14 protein-coding genes, 1 tRNA gene and 1 pseudogene are annotated in these 15,995 nt (G+C 40.0%); 13 read left to right on the top strand and 3 right to left on the bottom strand.

Annotation, left to right across the window (positions count from 1 at the left end; translation table 11 throughout):
- Window positions 1-246 precede the first annotated feature (246 nt).
- The 8 genes from MTF66_RS38005 to nth all read left to right on the top strand — a co-directional run bounded on the left by MTF66_RS38005 (window position 247) and on the right by nth (window position 9,151).
- Window positions 247-2,190, top strand: coding sequence for a GGDEF domain-containing protein (locus MTF66_RS38005; protein WP_248530313.1), 1,944 nt, complete (start codon window positions 247-249; stop codon window positions 2,188-2,190).
- Window positions 2,191-2,434: 244 nt separating this feature from the next.
- Window positions 2,435-3,016, top strand: a complete 582-nt coding sequence (gene rsxA, locus MTF66_RS38000; RefSeq protein ID WP_008115244.1) for an electron transport complex subunit RsxA — start codon at window positions 2,435-2,437, stop codon at window positions 3,014-3,016.
- Between the two features lies 1 nt (window position 3,017).
- Window positions 3,018-3,572 (top strand): electron transport complex subunit RsxB, encoded by a 555-nt coding sequence (rsxB, locus tag MTF66_RS37995; protein ID WP_008115242.1) that lies wholly within the window; start codon window positions 3,018-3,020, stop codon window positions 3,570-3,572.
- Between the two features lie 8 nt (window positions 3,573-3,580).
- A complete protein-coding gene (rsxC, locus tag MTF66_RS37990; RefSeq protein ID WP_248530312.1) occupies window positions 3,581-6,088 on the top strand; it encodes an electron transport complex subunit RsxC in 2,508 nt (835 codons plus the stop codon).
- Window positions 6,085-7,143, top strand: a complete 1,059-nt coding sequence (rsxD, locus tag MTF66_RS37985) for an electron transport complex subunit RsxD (RefSeq protein WP_008115238.1) — start codon at window positions 6,085-6,087, stop codon at window positions 7,141-7,143. The genes rsxC and rsxD overlap by 4 nt, the downstream gene beginning before the upstream one ends.
- Window positions 7,140-7,778 carry an electron transport complex subunit RsxG gene (gene rsxG, locus MTF66_RS37980; protein WP_008115237.1) on the top strand — a complete coding sequence of 213 codons (639 nt, stop codon included), beginning with the start codon at window positions 7,140-7,142 and terminating at the stop codon, window positions 7,776-7,778. Before rsxD ends, rsxG begins: the two co-directional genes overlap by 4 nt.
- A complete protein-coding gene (locus tag MTF66_RS37975; protein WP_008115234.1) occupies window positions 7,775-8,473 on the top strand; it encodes an electron transport complex subunit E in 699 nt (232 codons plus the stop codon). Before rsxG ends, MTF66_RS37975 begins: the two co-directional genes overlap by 4 nt.
- A 45-nt stretch (window positions 8,474-8,518) precedes the next feature.
- Complete coding sequence (gene nth, locus MTF66_RS37970; protein ID WP_054201180.1) at window positions 8,519-9,151, top strand: endonuclease III; 633 nt, start codon at window positions 8,519-8,521, stop codon at window positions 9,149-9,151.
- A 283-nt stretch (window positions 9,152-9,434) separates the two neighbouring features.
- On the opposite strand, the gene MTF66_RS37965 is transcribed toward nth, so the two are convergent.
- Entirely contained in the window at window positions 9,435-9,989 is a 555-nt protein-coding gene (locus MTF66_RS37965; RefSeq protein WP_138569935.1) for a TetR/AcrR family transcriptional regulator, read from the bottom strand.
- An 89-nt stretch (window positions 9,990-10,078) separates the two neighbouring features.
- On the opposite strand from MTF66_RS37965, the gene MTF66_RS37960 reads away from it, so the two are divergent.
- From MTF66_RS37960 to gloA, 5 genes and pseudogenes are all read left to right on the top strand, one after another.
- A complete protein-coding gene (locus MTF66_RS37960; RefSeq protein WP_248530311.1) occupies window positions 10,079-11,152 on the top strand; it encodes a DUF418 domain-containing protein in 1,074 nt (357 codons plus the stop codon).
- 182 nt (window positions 11,153-11,334) lie between these two features.
- Window positions 11,335-11,418: pseudogene (locus tag MTF66_RS37955) on the top strand (endonuclease III); the annotation flags it as partial.
- 312 nt (window positions 11,419-11,730) lie between these two features.
- On the top strand, window positions 11,731-13,641 hold the full coding sequence (locus MTF66_RS37950; RefSeq protein WP_055013363.1) for an aminotransferase class V-fold PLP-dependent enzyme: 1,911 nt from the start codon (window positions 11,731-11,733) through the stop codon (window positions 13,639-13,641).
- Window positions 13,642-13,761: 120 nt separating this feature from the next.
- On the top strand, window positions 13,762-14,793 hold the full coding sequence (locus MTF66_RS37945; protein ID WP_248530310.1) for a serine hydrolase: 1,032 nt from the start codon (window positions 13,762-13,764) through the stop codon (window positions 14,791-14,793).
- A 54-nt stretch (window positions 14,794-14,847) separates the two neighbouring features.
- Window positions 14,848-15,249, top strand: a complete 402-nt coding sequence (gene gloA / locus MTF66_RS37940; RefSeq protein ID WP_010388396.1) for a lactoylglutathione lyase — start codon at window positions 14,848-14,850, stop codon at window positions 15,247-15,249.
- Between the two features lie 89 nt (window positions 15,250-15,338).
- Here gloA and MTF66_RS37935 read toward each other — a convergent pair whose 3' ends face one another.
- Together MTF66_RS37935 and MTF66_RS37930 are read right to left on the bottom strand one after the other, a co-directional pair.
- Complete coding sequence (locus MTF66_RS37935) at window positions 15,339-15,605, bottom strand: DksA/TraR family C4-type zinc finger protein (RefSeq protein WP_248530309.1); 267 nt, start codon at window positions 15,603-15,605, stop codon at window positions 15,339-15,341.
- A 320-nt stretch (window positions 15,606-15,925) separates the two neighbouring features.
- Window positions 15,926-15,995, bottom strand: a tRNA-Glu gene (locus MTF66_RS37930).

Here is a 15,995-nt window from a genome sequence, read left to right as displayed (position 1 = left end):
CCCCCTTAGCTCAGTTGGTTAGAGCGACGGACTGTTAATCCGCAGGTCCCCCGTTCGAGTCGGGGAGGGGGAGCCAATTTACTACACTTTCATAGACATCTCTTCAAATTTGCTCTACCATTTCTCTTTTAAAACAAAAACTTTTTGATTAAAAAACTAACTATTTGATAACTTTCTCTATCAAGCTATAATTATTTTAATAATCATGAGGTTGTGTCCTCCCCTTTGACATATAAAGATTAAACAATGGCAGCTTTTAAAAAACTTATTTTTATACAACTGATGGCTTGGTTGATTCTTGTGACCGCTGGCTGTTATTTTATTAGCCAAAATTTTGATAGTGCCATCGGTAAAGCTCAAAAAAATGCGCAAGCGACAGTCGAGCAATATATTAAAAACCTATCTGCAACTGACCTCTCTGCTGATAACTTAAAAAACACACTTGCAAGCAGTGAAATCTTTTCACACTTTACCTTACGTGATTATCAAGGTGCTGAAGTATTTTCAGTTAACAACGCACCGCAATTGCCTGTTATTGCGGAACTTATTCAGTCAAGCAACAACTCGGTGCGTCCTCAGTATGCCACTAATGATAACGCCGATATAAAAGTTGAATTTAAAATTAATATCACTCACTTGAGTGAGCAGTTTCAAACTGCTTTTTTTATAATTTTAATTATAAGCACCCTACTTGCCCTAATACCTATTGCATTAATGAAAACCATTGTTAAGCACATTAATGACAATATATGTACGGACGTTGCTGATGTCATTGATATTTATATAAACCAAAATCAACTAGGCGATGATTTTGCGACTAAAATTGATTCGCCAGAGTTAGCTAAGTTAGGGAAAAGTTTAATTCCTAGCTTTAATCGTTTGTCGCACTTTTTAAAAAGTAAGAATGACAATATAAAAAATGCTGCACACACAATAAAACGTGAGGCCTACAAAGACGGTGTGACTGAGTTAGGTAATCGCAATATGTTTGTTGATTACTACGAAAAGAATATTGAAAACACCGAAGTAAGTACATTTGGCTCTTTAGCACTCGTTCGCTGTAGCGAGTTGCAGTCTATAAATCAAAGCCGCGGTTATCAAAAAGGTGATGAATACATTAAAGCCGTTGCAGATATTATTGTCAGCATCAGTGGCACCTATTCCGGCAGCCAAGTTTTTAGAGTTAACAGCTCTGATTTTATAACAATTTTACCAAATACCCCGTTAAAAGAAGCCGAAAAATTTGGTGAGAACTTACAATCTCGCTTTACTCAATATATGCAAAACCAAGAGCTTAGCTCGGTTGCAAACACTGGTATTGTGGGGTACGAAAAATCAAAACCTTTGGGTGAGTTACTCTCTATTGTTGATAATGCAATGAGCATGGCGCAGTCTAAGCAAGCTAATGCGTGGCATGTGCAACGTGATACTGATCTAGTTAATAATGTGAGCGCAGGATTTGGTAACCAAAACTGGCGTAAAGTGATTAACGAAGTAATTGAGTCTAAAAGCGTCCATTTGGTGATCCAAAATATTATGCCTTTAGGCAAAAGCATTAAAGCCTATGCTGAAATTCAGGCCCGCTTCAAAACAGAAGAAAACCAAGCTTTGCCTACTGCTTCATTTTTAGCAATGGCTGAAAAGCTCGATATGGCTATTGAAATTGACAAGTTAATAATAGAATCGTCTTTGGAAAGAATAAAATCGAGTAATTTATCTGAAAAGTATTTTGGCTTAAATATTACCCCTTCAAGCGCGCATAGCGACCAGTTTATGATTTGGTTAGAGCGCCGTTTACTTAAAGATACGCATATTGCTTCTAAGTTAATTTTTGAAGTGAGTGAATTTGGTCTTCAACAAAACATTAAAGCAAGCAAACGCTTTATTGATATGGTGCATCGCGTTGGTGCCAGAATAACTGTAGAACGCTTTGGTGTCGGGCTCACCTCATTTAAATTTTTCAGAGATTTAAAACCAGACTTTATTAAAATGGATGCAAGCTATACCCGAGGTTTAGAGGACGATAAAAACAATCAATACTTTATGCGTTTAATGGTCGACCTTGCTCATAGAATTGGCGTTAGTGTTTTTGCAGAGGGCGTTGAAAGCCAAGAAGAAAAGCACATTGTAGAAACCCTATGCCTTGATGGTGTCCAAGGTTACTATATTGAAAAGCCTAAAGACATCTAACTAATTACCCTATTTAATAATAAAAAAGAGCATTTATGCTCTTTTTTACTTTTTAAAGTGTGCTTTTATGACTGTTCAGCCGTTAAAATGCTGACAGTTTTTTAATTGCAAACTCCCTTAAATTTAACCCTTTACAATTAGCCCATTATTTAACGTTGTTTATTTAACTGATAATCACTCAACGTGTTGTTAATCGCAGTAGAAAAAAGGATAATACACGGGATTTTATTAGCGTGAGGCACACATGACAGAATACGTCTTGTTATTAATTGGAACAGTGTTAGTTAACAACTTTGTATTAGTACAATTTTTAGGCCTTTGCCCGTTTATGGGTGTATCAGGAAAACTTGATACAGCCATAGGTATGTCTTTAGCAACTACCTTTGTGCTAACGCTTGCCTCTGTGACCAGTTATTTAGTAAACGAGTATATTTTATTACCACTAGATATCACCTACCTGAAAACAATGAGCTTTATTTTAGTTATTGCAGTGGTTGTTCAATTTACTGAAATGGTTGTTAGAAAAACCAGTCCAACGCTATATCGTTTATTGGGAATATTTTTACCTTTAATAACGACTAACTGTGCAGTACTCGGTGTTGCTTTATTAAATATCAAAGAAGATCACACCTTTTTACAATCTGCCGTTTATGGGTTTGGTGCCGCAGTGGGTTTTTCATTAGTTTTAGTTTTATTTGCGGCATTACGCGAACGCCTAGCCGCAGCAGATGTTCCCACTCCATTTAAAGGAGCTTCAATCGCAATGATAACGGCAGGTTTAATGTCAATGGCCTTTATGGGTTTTACTGGATTAGTGAAGTTTTAATATGACCTTGTTGTACGCTTTAATAGCGCTGGGTTTACTGGCGTTAATTTTCGGATTAATTTTAGGATTTGCAGCCGTACGTTTTCGAGTTGAAGGTAATCCTGTAGTAGAGCAAATCGATACCATTTTGCCACAAACACAATGTGGTCAATGTGGTTATCCTGGTTGTCGCCCTTATGCAGAAGCCATTGCCAATGGCGATGAAATAAACAAGTGCCCACCCGGTGGTGATGCGACAGTTAAAAAGTTGGCTGATTTGATGGGTGTTGAGGCTAAACCTCTAGCCGGCGGCGAACAAGCCGAGCCAGTTAAAACGGTGGCCTACATTCGCGAAGATGAATGTATTGGTTGTACCAAATGTATTCAAGCCTGCCCTGTTGATGCCATTGTTGGTGCAACCCGACAAATGCACACCGTTCTAATTGACGAATGTACAGGCTGTGACTTGTGCGTTGAACCTTGTCCGGTCGATTGTATTGACATGCTACCCGTTGCACCAACAAAACAAACCTGGAAATGGCAACTAGACGCTATTCCTGTTACCCAAATAGATTAGAGGTTTGAGTGGAAAAGTTACTTGAACAAATAAAAAAAGGCACCGTTTGGGCATTTCCTGGCGGCGTACATCCTCCGCAGCAAAAGTCATTATCGAATAATGCGCCTATTGCACGCCTTGCTTTGCCTGAAAAACTCGTTCTACCTTTAAAGCAGCATATTGGCGCTAGCGGCAAGTTAATTGTAGAAAAAAGCCAGCACGTATTAAAAGGTCAACCATTAACTAAGCCTTCTGCTAACTGGTCGATACCTGTGCATGCACCTACATCAGGCACTATTATTGATATTACGCCTATGCCATCAGCACACCCTTCTGCTTTGCCTGAATTAAGCATTATTATTGAACCCGATGGCAAAGATACTTGGTGTGAACTATCGCCTTTAGCAAACCCAGCCACTGCATCACACGATGAACTCGTTGATGTTATTCATAATGCGGGGATCTCTGGCATGGGAGGCGCAGGTTTTCCAACCTACGTTAAAGCAGATATTAAGCAGCCGATTGAGTTTTTAATCGTGAACGCGGTTGAGTGTGAACCTTACATCACGGCTGACGATACCTTAATGCGCGAACATGCCGCTGAAATAATCAAAGGTATTGAGCTCATGCAACAGCTGCTCAATCCTACCCTGTGTATTATTGGTATTGAAGATAATAAGCCCGAGGCTATCACAGCCATGACAGAAGCGGCGAAGCATAACGAGCATATTTTAATACAAACCGTGCCCACGGTTTACCCCTCTGGCGGTGAAAAACAGCTGATCAAACTACTCACTAACCGTGAAGTTCCTAATGGTGGCATTCCTGCTGATATCGGCATTTTAGTACATAACACCGGCACTTTATTTGCGATACAGCAAGCCGTATACGAAGGTAAACCGTTAATTGAACGGGTTGTTACCGTTACCGGCAATACTATACATAATCCAGGTAATGTATGGGCGCTATTAGGTACTGAGATAAAACACTTACTTGATTGCCAAGGGTTTTCACCTGTGCCACAACAACGTGTGGTCATGGGCGGTCCTATGATGGGCTTTACCTTACCTACGGTTCGTATTGGCGTTGTTAAAACAACAAACTGCATACTTGCTCCAGATCATAAAGAATTAGCAGAGCCTGGCCCAGAAAAAGCCTGTATTCGCTGTAGTGCCTGTGCAGATGCGTGCCCTGCTTCATTGTTACCACAGCAGTTACAGTGGTTTGCTAAATCAAAAGAATACGACAAACTCCAAGAACATAACTTATTTGATTGTATTGAATGTGGCGCGTGTGCCTATGTTTGCCCAAGTGAAATACCACTCGTTCAGTACTACCGCGTTGCAAAAGTTGAGATTAAAGAGCAAATTGCCGAGAAGATAAAATCTGATCGCGCTAAAGAACGATTTGATGCACGTAAAGCGCGTTTAGAGCAAGAACAAGCTGAGCGAAAAAATCGTCACAAACGTAAGCCAGCAGCTAAATCAACCGAAGAACAGCAAAAAGTAGCCGATGCCCTTGCCCGCGTTAAAGATAAAACCAGCGATGGTGACAATAAATCAGCTGTAGCAGCGGCAATTGCGCGTGCTAAAGCTAAAAAGCAAGGTGGCGAACTTGAGCCAGATAACAGTGAAGTTGCAAAAGAACGCGCTGCCCGTAAAGAGCAAGCTCGCCTTTATAAAGAGCAAAAAGCACAAAATAATGGTGATGACGAAGCTGTAGATGACAAAAAGTCAGCAGTTGCAGCCGCTATTGCCCGCGCTAAAGCCAAAAAGGCAGCACAAGCTAATGAGCAAACAGCAACTGATGACACAACAAGTGAATCTCCAGCTGCTGCAGATGATAAAAAAGCCGCCGTCGCTGCCGCTATTGCCCGCGCTAAAGCCAAAAAGGCAGCACAAGCTAATGAGCAAACAGCAACTGATGACACTGCAAGTGAATCACCCGTCGCTGCCGGTGATAAAAAAGCCGCCGTCGCTGCCGCTATTGCCCGTGCTAAAGCCAAAAAAGCAGCACAAGCAAATGAGCAGGCAGCAAGTGATGACACTGCAAATGAATCTCCAGTTGCTGCCGATGATAAAAAAGCTGCCGTCGCTGCCGCTATTGCCCGTGCTAAAGCTAAAAAAGCAGCACAAGCAAATGAGCAAACACCAAGCGATGACACAACAAGTGAATCTCCAGTTGCTGCAGATGATAAAAAAGCCGCCGTTGCTGCCGCCATTGCCCGCGCTAAAGCCAAAAAAGCAGCGCAAGCTAATGAGCAAACACCAAGCGATGAAACTGCAAGTGAATCACCTGTCGCTACCGATGATAAAAAAGCTGCCGTCGCTGCGGCTATTGCCCGTGCTAAAGCCAAAAAAGCAGCGCAGGCTGATGAATTAGCAAAACAAAGTGAAAACACTGAGCCACAAAGCAACGATGAATCTTCACAAGGTTCACAGCAAACAGCTCAAGAAAAAAAGAAAGCCGCCGTAGCCGCCGCTATTGCTCGCGCTAAAGCTAAAAAGCAACAAAAAGAAGGAAATGATCAGTCATGAAACTAACCATGGCCAGTTCACCCCACAATCATAGTCACAAATCTGTGACACGTTTAATGTTAACTGTGATTGCGGCTTGTATTCCTGGTGTTATTGCGCAAGTTGTATTTTTTGGCACCGGTGTCCTTATCCAATTATTATTAGCGTTAGTGTGTGTAAGCGCGTTTGAAGCAGCCGTGATGTTAATGCGTAAGCGCCCTATTTGGCCTGCATTAAGCGATGGCAGTGCATGGCTTACCGGTGTGTTATTGGCAATAAGTATTCCGCCTTTAGCGCCTTGGTGGATTATTGTTATAGGGTGTTTGTTTGCCATAGTTATTGTTAAACAGCTATATGGTGGTTTAGGGTTTAATTTATTTAACCCTGCAATGGCAGCCTATGTGCTTTTATTAGTGTCGTTCCCTGTGCAAATGACTGCTTGGTTACCCGTTACAGAATTACTTAATACGGGTATTACTTTTAGCCAGCAGTTAAGCTTAATCTTTAGCGACTTTACCACGTTAGGATACAGCTTAGATCAGCTCCGAGTAGGAATAGACGGCAGCACAATGGCTACCCCACTTGATACCTTAAAAACAGATATTGCTCACGGACTAACGGTGACAGAGAGCATGCAAAAGAGCGTATTTAATGAGTGGACTGGCCTAGGTTGGGGATGGGTTAACTTAGCCTTCTTACTCGGCGGCCTTTACCTGTTAAAAACAAAAGTAATTAACTGGCATATACCAGTGAGTTTTATTGCAAGCTTAAGCTTATGCGCAGCAATTGGTTATATTGCCTCGCCAGGTACAGAGCCTGGTGTGGTGTTTCATTTGTTTAGTGGTGCAACTATGCTGGGGGCCTTTTTTATCGCCACCGATCCTGTATCAGCTGCAACCACTAATCGAGGTCGCCTTATTTATGGTGCAGCAATTGGTTTAATTGTGTATTTAATTCGCACCTTTGGTGGTTTTCCTGATGCAGTTGCATTTGGGGTGTTGCTAATAAACATAGCGGTACCGCTAATCGATTACTATACACAACCAAGAACCTATGGCCATGGAGCAGTAAAATGATTATTTCTTCAATGGTAAAAAATGGCGCAATATTGTGTGGGTTTGCGTTACTAACAACTGGACTCGTTGCCACAATTAATACACTTACCGCTGATAAAATTGCAGAGCAAGAGCAGTTGCAGTTAACTAATCAGCTTCAAGAAGTATTGCCGCATTCCAAATACAGCAATGAGCTATCGCAAGATTGTGTAATTATATCTGATCCATTACTAGGGCCATACGATAACCAAGTTATTTATCGTGCCCGAAAAGATAACGAACCTGTGGCATTAGTCATTCGTCATGTCACCCCTAGCGGCTACAGTGGTGATATAAACTTACTCAGTGCAGTATATCGCGATGGTACCATTGCGGGTGTAAGGGTAACCAAACATGAAGAAACACCAGGTTTAGGTGATAAAGTTGAAATAAAAAAATCAGACTGGATCACCACATTTAATACAAAAACAGTACAAAGCGAAAGTGACGATCGTTGGGCCGTTAAAAAAGACGGCGGCCAGTTTGATCAGTTTACTGGCGCTACAATTACACCTCGTGCCGTTGTAGGCTCAGTCAAAAACGCGGTACTTTATGCACAAGATAACTTTGATGCTCTGTTCACAGCAGCAAACGCATGCCCAGAGGTAACGCCATGAGCGAATTAAAAACCCTTTACAAAGAAGGCTTATGGGGAAATAACCCCGCCTTGGTACAGTTATTAGGTTTATGCCCTTTACTCGCTGTTACCTCTACAATTACTAATGCGCTAGGTTTAGGCTTAGCAACCTTATTGGTATTAGTGGGCTCTAATATTACCGTATCAATAGTGCGTAACTGGGTACCTAAAGATATTAGAATACCTGTGTTTGTGATGATCATTGCCGGTTTTGTAACAATAGTGCAGCTGTTAATGAATGCTTACACTTTTGGCCTTTACCAATCTTTAGGGATTTTCATTCCGTTAATTGTAACCAACTGCGCCATTATTGGCCGTGCTGAAGCATTTGCCTCAAAAAATCCAGTACATTTATCTGCCTTTGATGGCTTAATGATGGGCTTAGGGTTTATGTTGGTACTGGTTGTACTTGGTGCTATGCGAGAACTGATTGGACAAGGCACCTTATTCGATGGTGCCGATTTATTACTCGGGCCTTGGGCTGCTATATTGCGCATTGAAGTGTTTAGCTTTGATAGCCAGTTTTTACTGGCCATTTTACCACCGGGCGCATTCTTAGGGCTTGGTCTGCTGATTGCCGCTAAAAATGTAATTGATGCACAAATAAAATCAAAACAAGTCGCACCGCCAGAAGCTGAAAAAGGCCCTCGAGCGCGTGTTACTAGCTTAACTTAAGGGGAAAACGCATTAACTTAATAAAGCTAATGCGTTTTAAGTTACATGAATAAAGAAAAACGTCACCAAATACTTACTCGCTTACGCGACGACAATCCACATCCTGAAACGGAGCTTGAATATTCAAGCCCGTTTGAGTTATTAGTTGCCGTTACGCTTTCAGCACAAGCCACCGATGTTGGGGTAAATAAAGCCACTCGTAAATTATTTCCGGTTGCTAATACACCACAAGCCATTTTAGATATTGGCCACGACACGCTGCGTGATTACATAAAAACCATTGGGTTGTTTAATTCCAAAGCAGCCAATGTATATAAAATGTGCCAAATATTGGTAGATCAGCATAACGGTGAAGTGCCAGAGAATCGTGAAGCTCTAGAAGCCCTCCCAGGCGTAGGCCGTAAAACTGCTAACGTAGTATTAAATACAGCCTTCGGCTGGCCGACCATTGCCGTAGACACGCACATATTCCGTGTATCGAACCGTACTAAGCTTGCTATGGGTAAAGACGTGGTTGCGGTTGAACAAAAACTCGAAAAAGTGATCCCCAAAGAATTTAAAGTCGATGTACATCACTGGCTCATTTTACATGGGCGCTATACCTGCGTTGCCCGTAAACCAAAATGTGGCAGCTGTATTATTGAAGACTTGTGTGAGTTTAAAGATAAGACTGAATAGCTCCCACCTGTTAAGGTACGAAAGCGGACGTTAGCTTTGGCTTACCCAGTGTCAAGTTGCGACATAGCTGCCTTAAGTTGTGTCGATTTCCCCCCAAAAAAAGAACTGATAGGTAGCAAACTGATCTTTTAAATAAATTAACCACAAGATGTGCCTAGTAAACTTATAACGATTCACTCACTTCTTTTAGCAGCTAAGTGTGCTCGTTGAATGGCTCAGGGGTTATGCTGGCGTAGTAACTGTCTTCAGTAAATTAATGTTACATCTATATTCTTGCAGGGGATTATGAAGCAACCCCACTCTTGAACGATAAAAAAGCTAAATGTGCTGCCTTACCTGAACTGTAATTATCTAGATGACTCATCTTGTAACCTGCGTACAATAAGCCTTCAAAAAAATAAAAAACCCAATCAACACAGAAGTGCTTACTTAATAACCCCTCATCTTTCGCAAGTTTTATCAATTCTCGTATCTCGTTATCTTGCTGTTGCATACGAACTTGAAGCTTTTCACTTTTCTGAAACATCTTCTCGAACTTTTGCAAAAAAGCGAATTCCTCGTATAACGGCAAAGTATTTTCGAATACAAGCCTAATAGCATCCAATGAGTCTTTAGCTTTATTTTCAACAGACATATTTACTTCGTCAAAGCGGTCTAAACAATATAACGCAATCTCTTCTTGAAGCGCTTCCTTATGCTTAAATTGGCGGTACACCGTTGCTCTACCAACTTCAGCCCTTTTAGCCACGTCAACTAGCGTTGAATCCTCATTTTGAATAAACAGTTTTAACCCCGATTGAATAATTTTTTTTCTCGAATTATTTGTTCTTGCATCCATTTTATGAGACAGCCTTGTATCATCTATTAAGTTCCATTATGATACAGCAATGTCTCAAAAGTTAAAAATGAATTCTGTGGAGCAAGAGAGTGAATAGACTAATCGGTATTGACTTTGCAAGAGCGTTAGCGCTCTTTGGTATGGTTATTGTCAACTTTAAGTTAGCCATGAACGCCGATATTGGCACACCACAATTAATAGAGTTTGCGGCTCTATTCGAAGGTCGGGCTTCGGCTTTGTTTGTTATATTAGCGGGTATAGGTATTGCGTTTTTAACTAAAAAATGTGTTACCAGTGGATCACTTGAACACATCAAGCAAGTAAGAACCTCTTTGATAAAAAGATCTGTTTTACTACTTTTGATTGGCTTGGCTTTTACACCTATTTGGGAAGCCGACATCTTGAAATTCTATGCATTCTATTTTTTGATAGCTGCATTATTATTTACTCTTAGCAGCAAGGAACTGCTCAGTGCATCTATCGGTTTTGTTTTTGCATTTCCATTAATGTGGCTATTCTTTGATTACGAAAAAGGATGGGATTGGCTTGAGCTTAGTTATTCTGGTTTTTGGACAACTGAAGGAGTGATTAGACACCTTTTCTTTAATGGGTATCACCCAGTTTTACCATGGTGTGGTTTCTTGCTATTTGGCATATGGTTGAGTAAACAAGATTTATCCAATACTAATGTAAGGAAGTCTTTGTTTACATGGTCTTTAAGTATTTTACTTATTGTAGAAGCAAGCTTCTATATGCTGAGAATGTGGGCAGGAGATGACCCGTCTATTGGCATGTCAAAAGATGAAATTGAGTTTTTGTTAACCACGTCAATAATACCGCCGTTGCCACAATATATGTTTTCAGCTGCAAGCTCTGCCGTTCTTGTTTTGCTGGTTTCTCTAAAACTAGCAAGTGTATTTCCTACCAACCGGTTAATTGAGTGGCTAAGCAAAACTGGGCAGTTAACGTTAACTCTGTATGTAGCACATGTCATTATTGGCATGGGAATTCTTGAGGCAACTGGCTTACTCGTTAATCAAACCATAGACTTGTCAATATTTTCCGCATTGGTTTTTTGCATAATTAGCATAATTTTCAGTGTGTTTTGGCTCAAGTATTTTAAACACGGGCCTTTAGAATGGATTTTTAAAAAATGCACTTAGTAGGCCAAAACATTGTTTTAAAAAACTAAAACTATTGAGACTGTTAGCTGACTGTTAGCTGACTGTTAGCTGTTTAATTAGGGTAAATAATGCTATGTCGATAGTAACAGTCAGGAAGTTAATAAAAGCATCTATAGGTATTACCTTTTGCATCTACTTTTATTATCTTTCGGCTGGTCGACTCAAACCTTGATAAGTTTGCTATGGGTAAGAACCTTGTTGAAGTAGAAAAGAAGCTCGAAAAAGTAGTGCCTAAAGAGTTTAAAGATAAAGTAGAATAGATCCGTAAATAAAAAACGTTCATTTAGCACGATTGTTAATAATAAACCTCAATTATCAGGCTTATAAGAATAAGCTCAATGATTAATTCGTATTCCAGTGTTACTTTTTTGTTTATTCAAAGTAGGTGTCTAACTTTGGCACCTTTCATTTTTCATACCTTGTAAATCAATTCAAATAAAATCTGTTTATTCGTGATTTGCCGTAATTATTGGCACATTTTCAAAGTATTAATTTCACAAGTATCATTCCTTTAGTTATGCTACTGAGCATAAATAAAATTATAGTGCGGACCCTCTATGTTACCCTTACTTCGTATATTGTTAATTGAGCAAGACCCCAGCATCTTAAAAGAGCTTTCAACGAATTTGTCAAAAACAATTGCTAATTTTGAGCGAAGCGATATTCATATTGATATTATCGAACGTCTTGAACTTAAAGAAGCGCTTGAGTGTGTTGAAGAAGATGGCGATATTCAAGCTGTTGTACTTAGTTGGGATGTGCAAAATAAAGTAGGCGAGAAAATGTATAGCCGCTTTATCGAGCAACTAAAGAGGATCCGCCTTGAGTTACCCGTTTATGTTATTGGTGATGATACAAAAGGGCTAGAAATCGTTAATGAGTCGGAGGAGATTGAGTCTTTCTTCTTCAAAGATGAAGTAATCTCAGACCCTGAAGCAATTTTAGGTTATATGATTAACGATTTCGATGATCGCTCAGAAACCCCATTTTGGACGGCGTATCGCCGGTATGTTGGCGAGTCGAATGATTCATGGCACACTCCAGGACATAGTGGCGGTTCTAGCTTTAGAAATTCTCCTTATATTAAAGATTTTTATCAGTTTTATGGCCGTAATGTCTTCGTGGGTGACTTGTCGGTGTCAGTCGATTCGTTAGGCTCATTATCAGATAGCACCAATACCATTGGCCGTGCCCAAGAGTCAGCTGCGGCAACGTTTGAAGTGAAACATACCTATTTTGTTACCAACGGGTCATCTACCTCAAATAAAATCATCTTGCAGACACTGCTTCGCAAGGGCGATAAAGTGATTATTGACCGTAATTGCCATAAATCTGTGCACTACGGCATTTTGCAATCAGCCAGTTTACCCATTTATTTGTCGAGTATTTTAAATCCTAAATATGGGATTTTTGCGCCACCGTCATTGGCTGATATAAAACAAGCAATAGAACAAAATACCGATGCAAAATTACTGGTTCTCACCGGTTGTACTTACGATGGCCTACTGAGCGACCTCAAACAGGTAGTAGAATTTGCTCATCAGCATGGTATTAAGGTGTTTATCGACGAAGCGTGGTTTGCTTACTCGCTGTTTCATCCAAGCTTACGTTACTATTCCGCCATTCATGCTGGCGCTGATTATGTTACTCATTCAGCGCATAAAGTGGTATCGGCGTTTTCTCAGGCGTCTTATATTCATGTTAACGATCCTGATTTTGATGCTGATTTCTTTCGCGAGATTTACAGTATTTATGCCAGTACATCGCCGAAATATCAGCTTATCGCGTCGCTTGATGTGTGCCAAAAGCAATTGGAGATGGAAGGCTATAAGTTACTCAATGCTTTGTTGAACCATGTGGAAGAATTTAAACAACAGATGGCTTCACTCAAACAAATTAAAGTGCTTGGTAAACAAGATTTTATGGAAATATTTCCACACTTTAGTGGTGATAACATGGGTCACGATCCGCTAAAAATTCTCATCGACATTAGCGAATTACCCTATTCATTAAAAGATATTCATAAATATCTTCTCGATGAAATTGGCCTAGAAATAGAAAAATACACCCACAGTACCATTTTGGTGTTACTGACTCTTGGCGGCACGCGTTCGAAGATCATTCGTTTATACAATGCGTTGAAAAAACTCGATAGTGGCAAGGTAAAACTAGCCACATCGACGCGACGTTCTCGCTTACCGGAAAACCTACCAGCTATAGACTTAGCCTGTATTCCAAGCGAAGCTTTTTATGGCGAGCGCGAATCGGTACCTATTAGCAAAAGTAACAACCGCATTTGCGCCGGTTTAGTTACGCCCTACCCGCCAGGCATTCCGCTTTTGGTTCCGGGGCAACATATTACACAAGAGCATGTAGACTATCTTAAGGAGCTTGCAGGACAAGGATTAACAATTCAAGGCAGTTTTGATGGCGAAATCTATGTTCTTAAGGGCAAAGCTAATAAGTAAAAAGTATATTTTAATAGAGTTGAACTCCTTATAACTAAACAGCAATATCACATGATATTGCTGTTTAGTAGAATAAAGAGCTGATCCTCACACTCCAAAAATAAATGAGACCAGAATGCAATGATACAGTTGAAGAACAAAAAGGCGCTCACGCTTCTGCGCGCTGCAGCTCTCATTGTTACTCTTACTAGCATATACATTTTTGCCCCTTGGCAGTTTGCTTTATATTACTTTCACCCACTGCCCGCTAACGTTCAAGCACAAACACAAGAGGCTATTGAACAAGGAATTGATGGCATTATTGTTTATATTCATAAACAAGGACAGCAACCTGAATATTTTGCAAATGGTTGGCATGATCGAGAGCAAAAAATACCCGCATACCCTAATGCACTTTTTAAAATTGGCAGCATTCGAAAGTTATATGATGCAGCAGCTTTAACTAAGCTTGCAGCCATTGGACGTATTGAAATAGATAAAACACTGGCTGATTATCTTCCATCATTAATTGGGCGCATTGAAAACGCAGATAAAATTACATTGCGAATGATGGTAAAACACAAAAGTGGCATACCCAATTACACAGACACCGATAATTTTGATTGGTCAATCACCTACCCTGATCCACTTGCATTAGTGCTCGATGAACCCGCGGACTTTAGCCCTGATGCTGATTATGGCTATTCTAATACTAATTATTTGTTGCTGAGAAAAATTATGTCTAACGTACTGGGTTATGATCACAACCAATATATTAAAGATGAAATTTTAACGCCACTGGGCCTAACGAACACGTTTTCATCAGTGCATGAAATAAATTTAGTAGATTTGATGAGTGGTTACTACGTAGGTTATGAGAATGATTTTAAAGCACTCGATCAAGGCTATGTGGCTACCGCACAAGATATAGGCGACTTTCTTATTGCTTTAAACAAAGGCGCTTTTTTCGACGAACAAGAGCAAGCTTTGTATACATCGCTTTATAAGTATGAACACACGGGTTGGGTATTAGGGTATTCAAGCATTGCTCGTTATTATAAGGATATCGATACAGTCGTTGTACAGTTTATAAATACTAATGGCGATGATACTGTGATGCTCACAGAAATAATTTATAATCGGATTATTGATATTTTAACAGCGCAGCGGTAGTCGTTATAAAATGGCTGCGTTATCAAAATTTATGTGAATTTTAAGAGGGTTTAAATGCGTTTACTACACACCATGTTACGGGTTGCTGATCTAGATAAATCAATTGCGTTTTATACTCAAGTGCTCGGTATGAAAGAGTTACGCCGTGCTGATAACGAAGAGTACCGCTACACCCTCGCCTTTGTAGGATACGGTGATGAAACTGACACGACAGTACTTGAACTAACCTATAACTGGGATACCGACAGCTACGATTTAGGTAATGCCTATGGTCATATCGCCATTGAGTTTGATGATATTTATAAAGCCTGTGAAGATATTAAGGGCGCTGGTGGTAACGTTAGCCGTGAACCAGGACCAGTAAAGGGTGGTACAACAGAAATTGCGTTTGTAAAAGATCCAGATGGCTACTCAATTGAACTTATTCAGAAAAAAGAAAACATGAATAAATTTTAGTAAATTTATTTAATAGGTTTACTAACCCCTTTTTAATTATCTAAGCTCAACTCTGATACGATATTAAAAAAGGTGCTGTATGCACCTTTTTATCGTAACTGACTGTCTTTACTGCCACGCCGATTAAGCCCTTTTGAAAGAGCGCCTTTACCTTCTAGGTCAGCTTGGCAGCTTACACAATACTTAACCCCAGGTACCGCAAGTCTTCGTGCCTGTGGTATTGGTTCATCACATTCTTCACATAGCTCGGCACTGGTTCCAGAAACTAAATTACTTCTAGCATACTGCAAAGCGTCATTAACGCTGGCGTCGATTTGATCTTGAATTGCACCATCGCGTGCCCATCCACTTGCCATATAACCTCCTATTTATTTGGACGTTTATATGTACCCTAACATAGGCGAAGTATATTTAAGCTGAATATAAAGAAAGGAAAGAAACTAATAATATATAGGAGTTATTATATTAAAATTTTTAATTTTGAGATTTTAACTTCACTGGATAGTTTTGAAGTAGTGATGGAAATGCAGGTAAACTGATTTTAGATACTTTTTATTAAAAGCTATATTACTAATGAATAGTAGGTGGCATACCAAGAGATTTTTCACTCTTTATTATTTTGCGGATAGAGAGTGTGGCAGTCACACTGCTTTGTAGATTACTTAAAATAAGTAAGTGGCGTCCCCAAGGGGATTCGAACCCCTGTTACCGCCGTGAAAGGGCGGTGTCCTAGGCCTCTAGACGAT

Source organism: Pseudoalteromonas sp. 2CM39R, from assembly GCF_023161845.1.
Note: the sequence above shows the minus strand (reverse complement) of the source record. Positions and strands in the feature narration are given on the sequence as shown.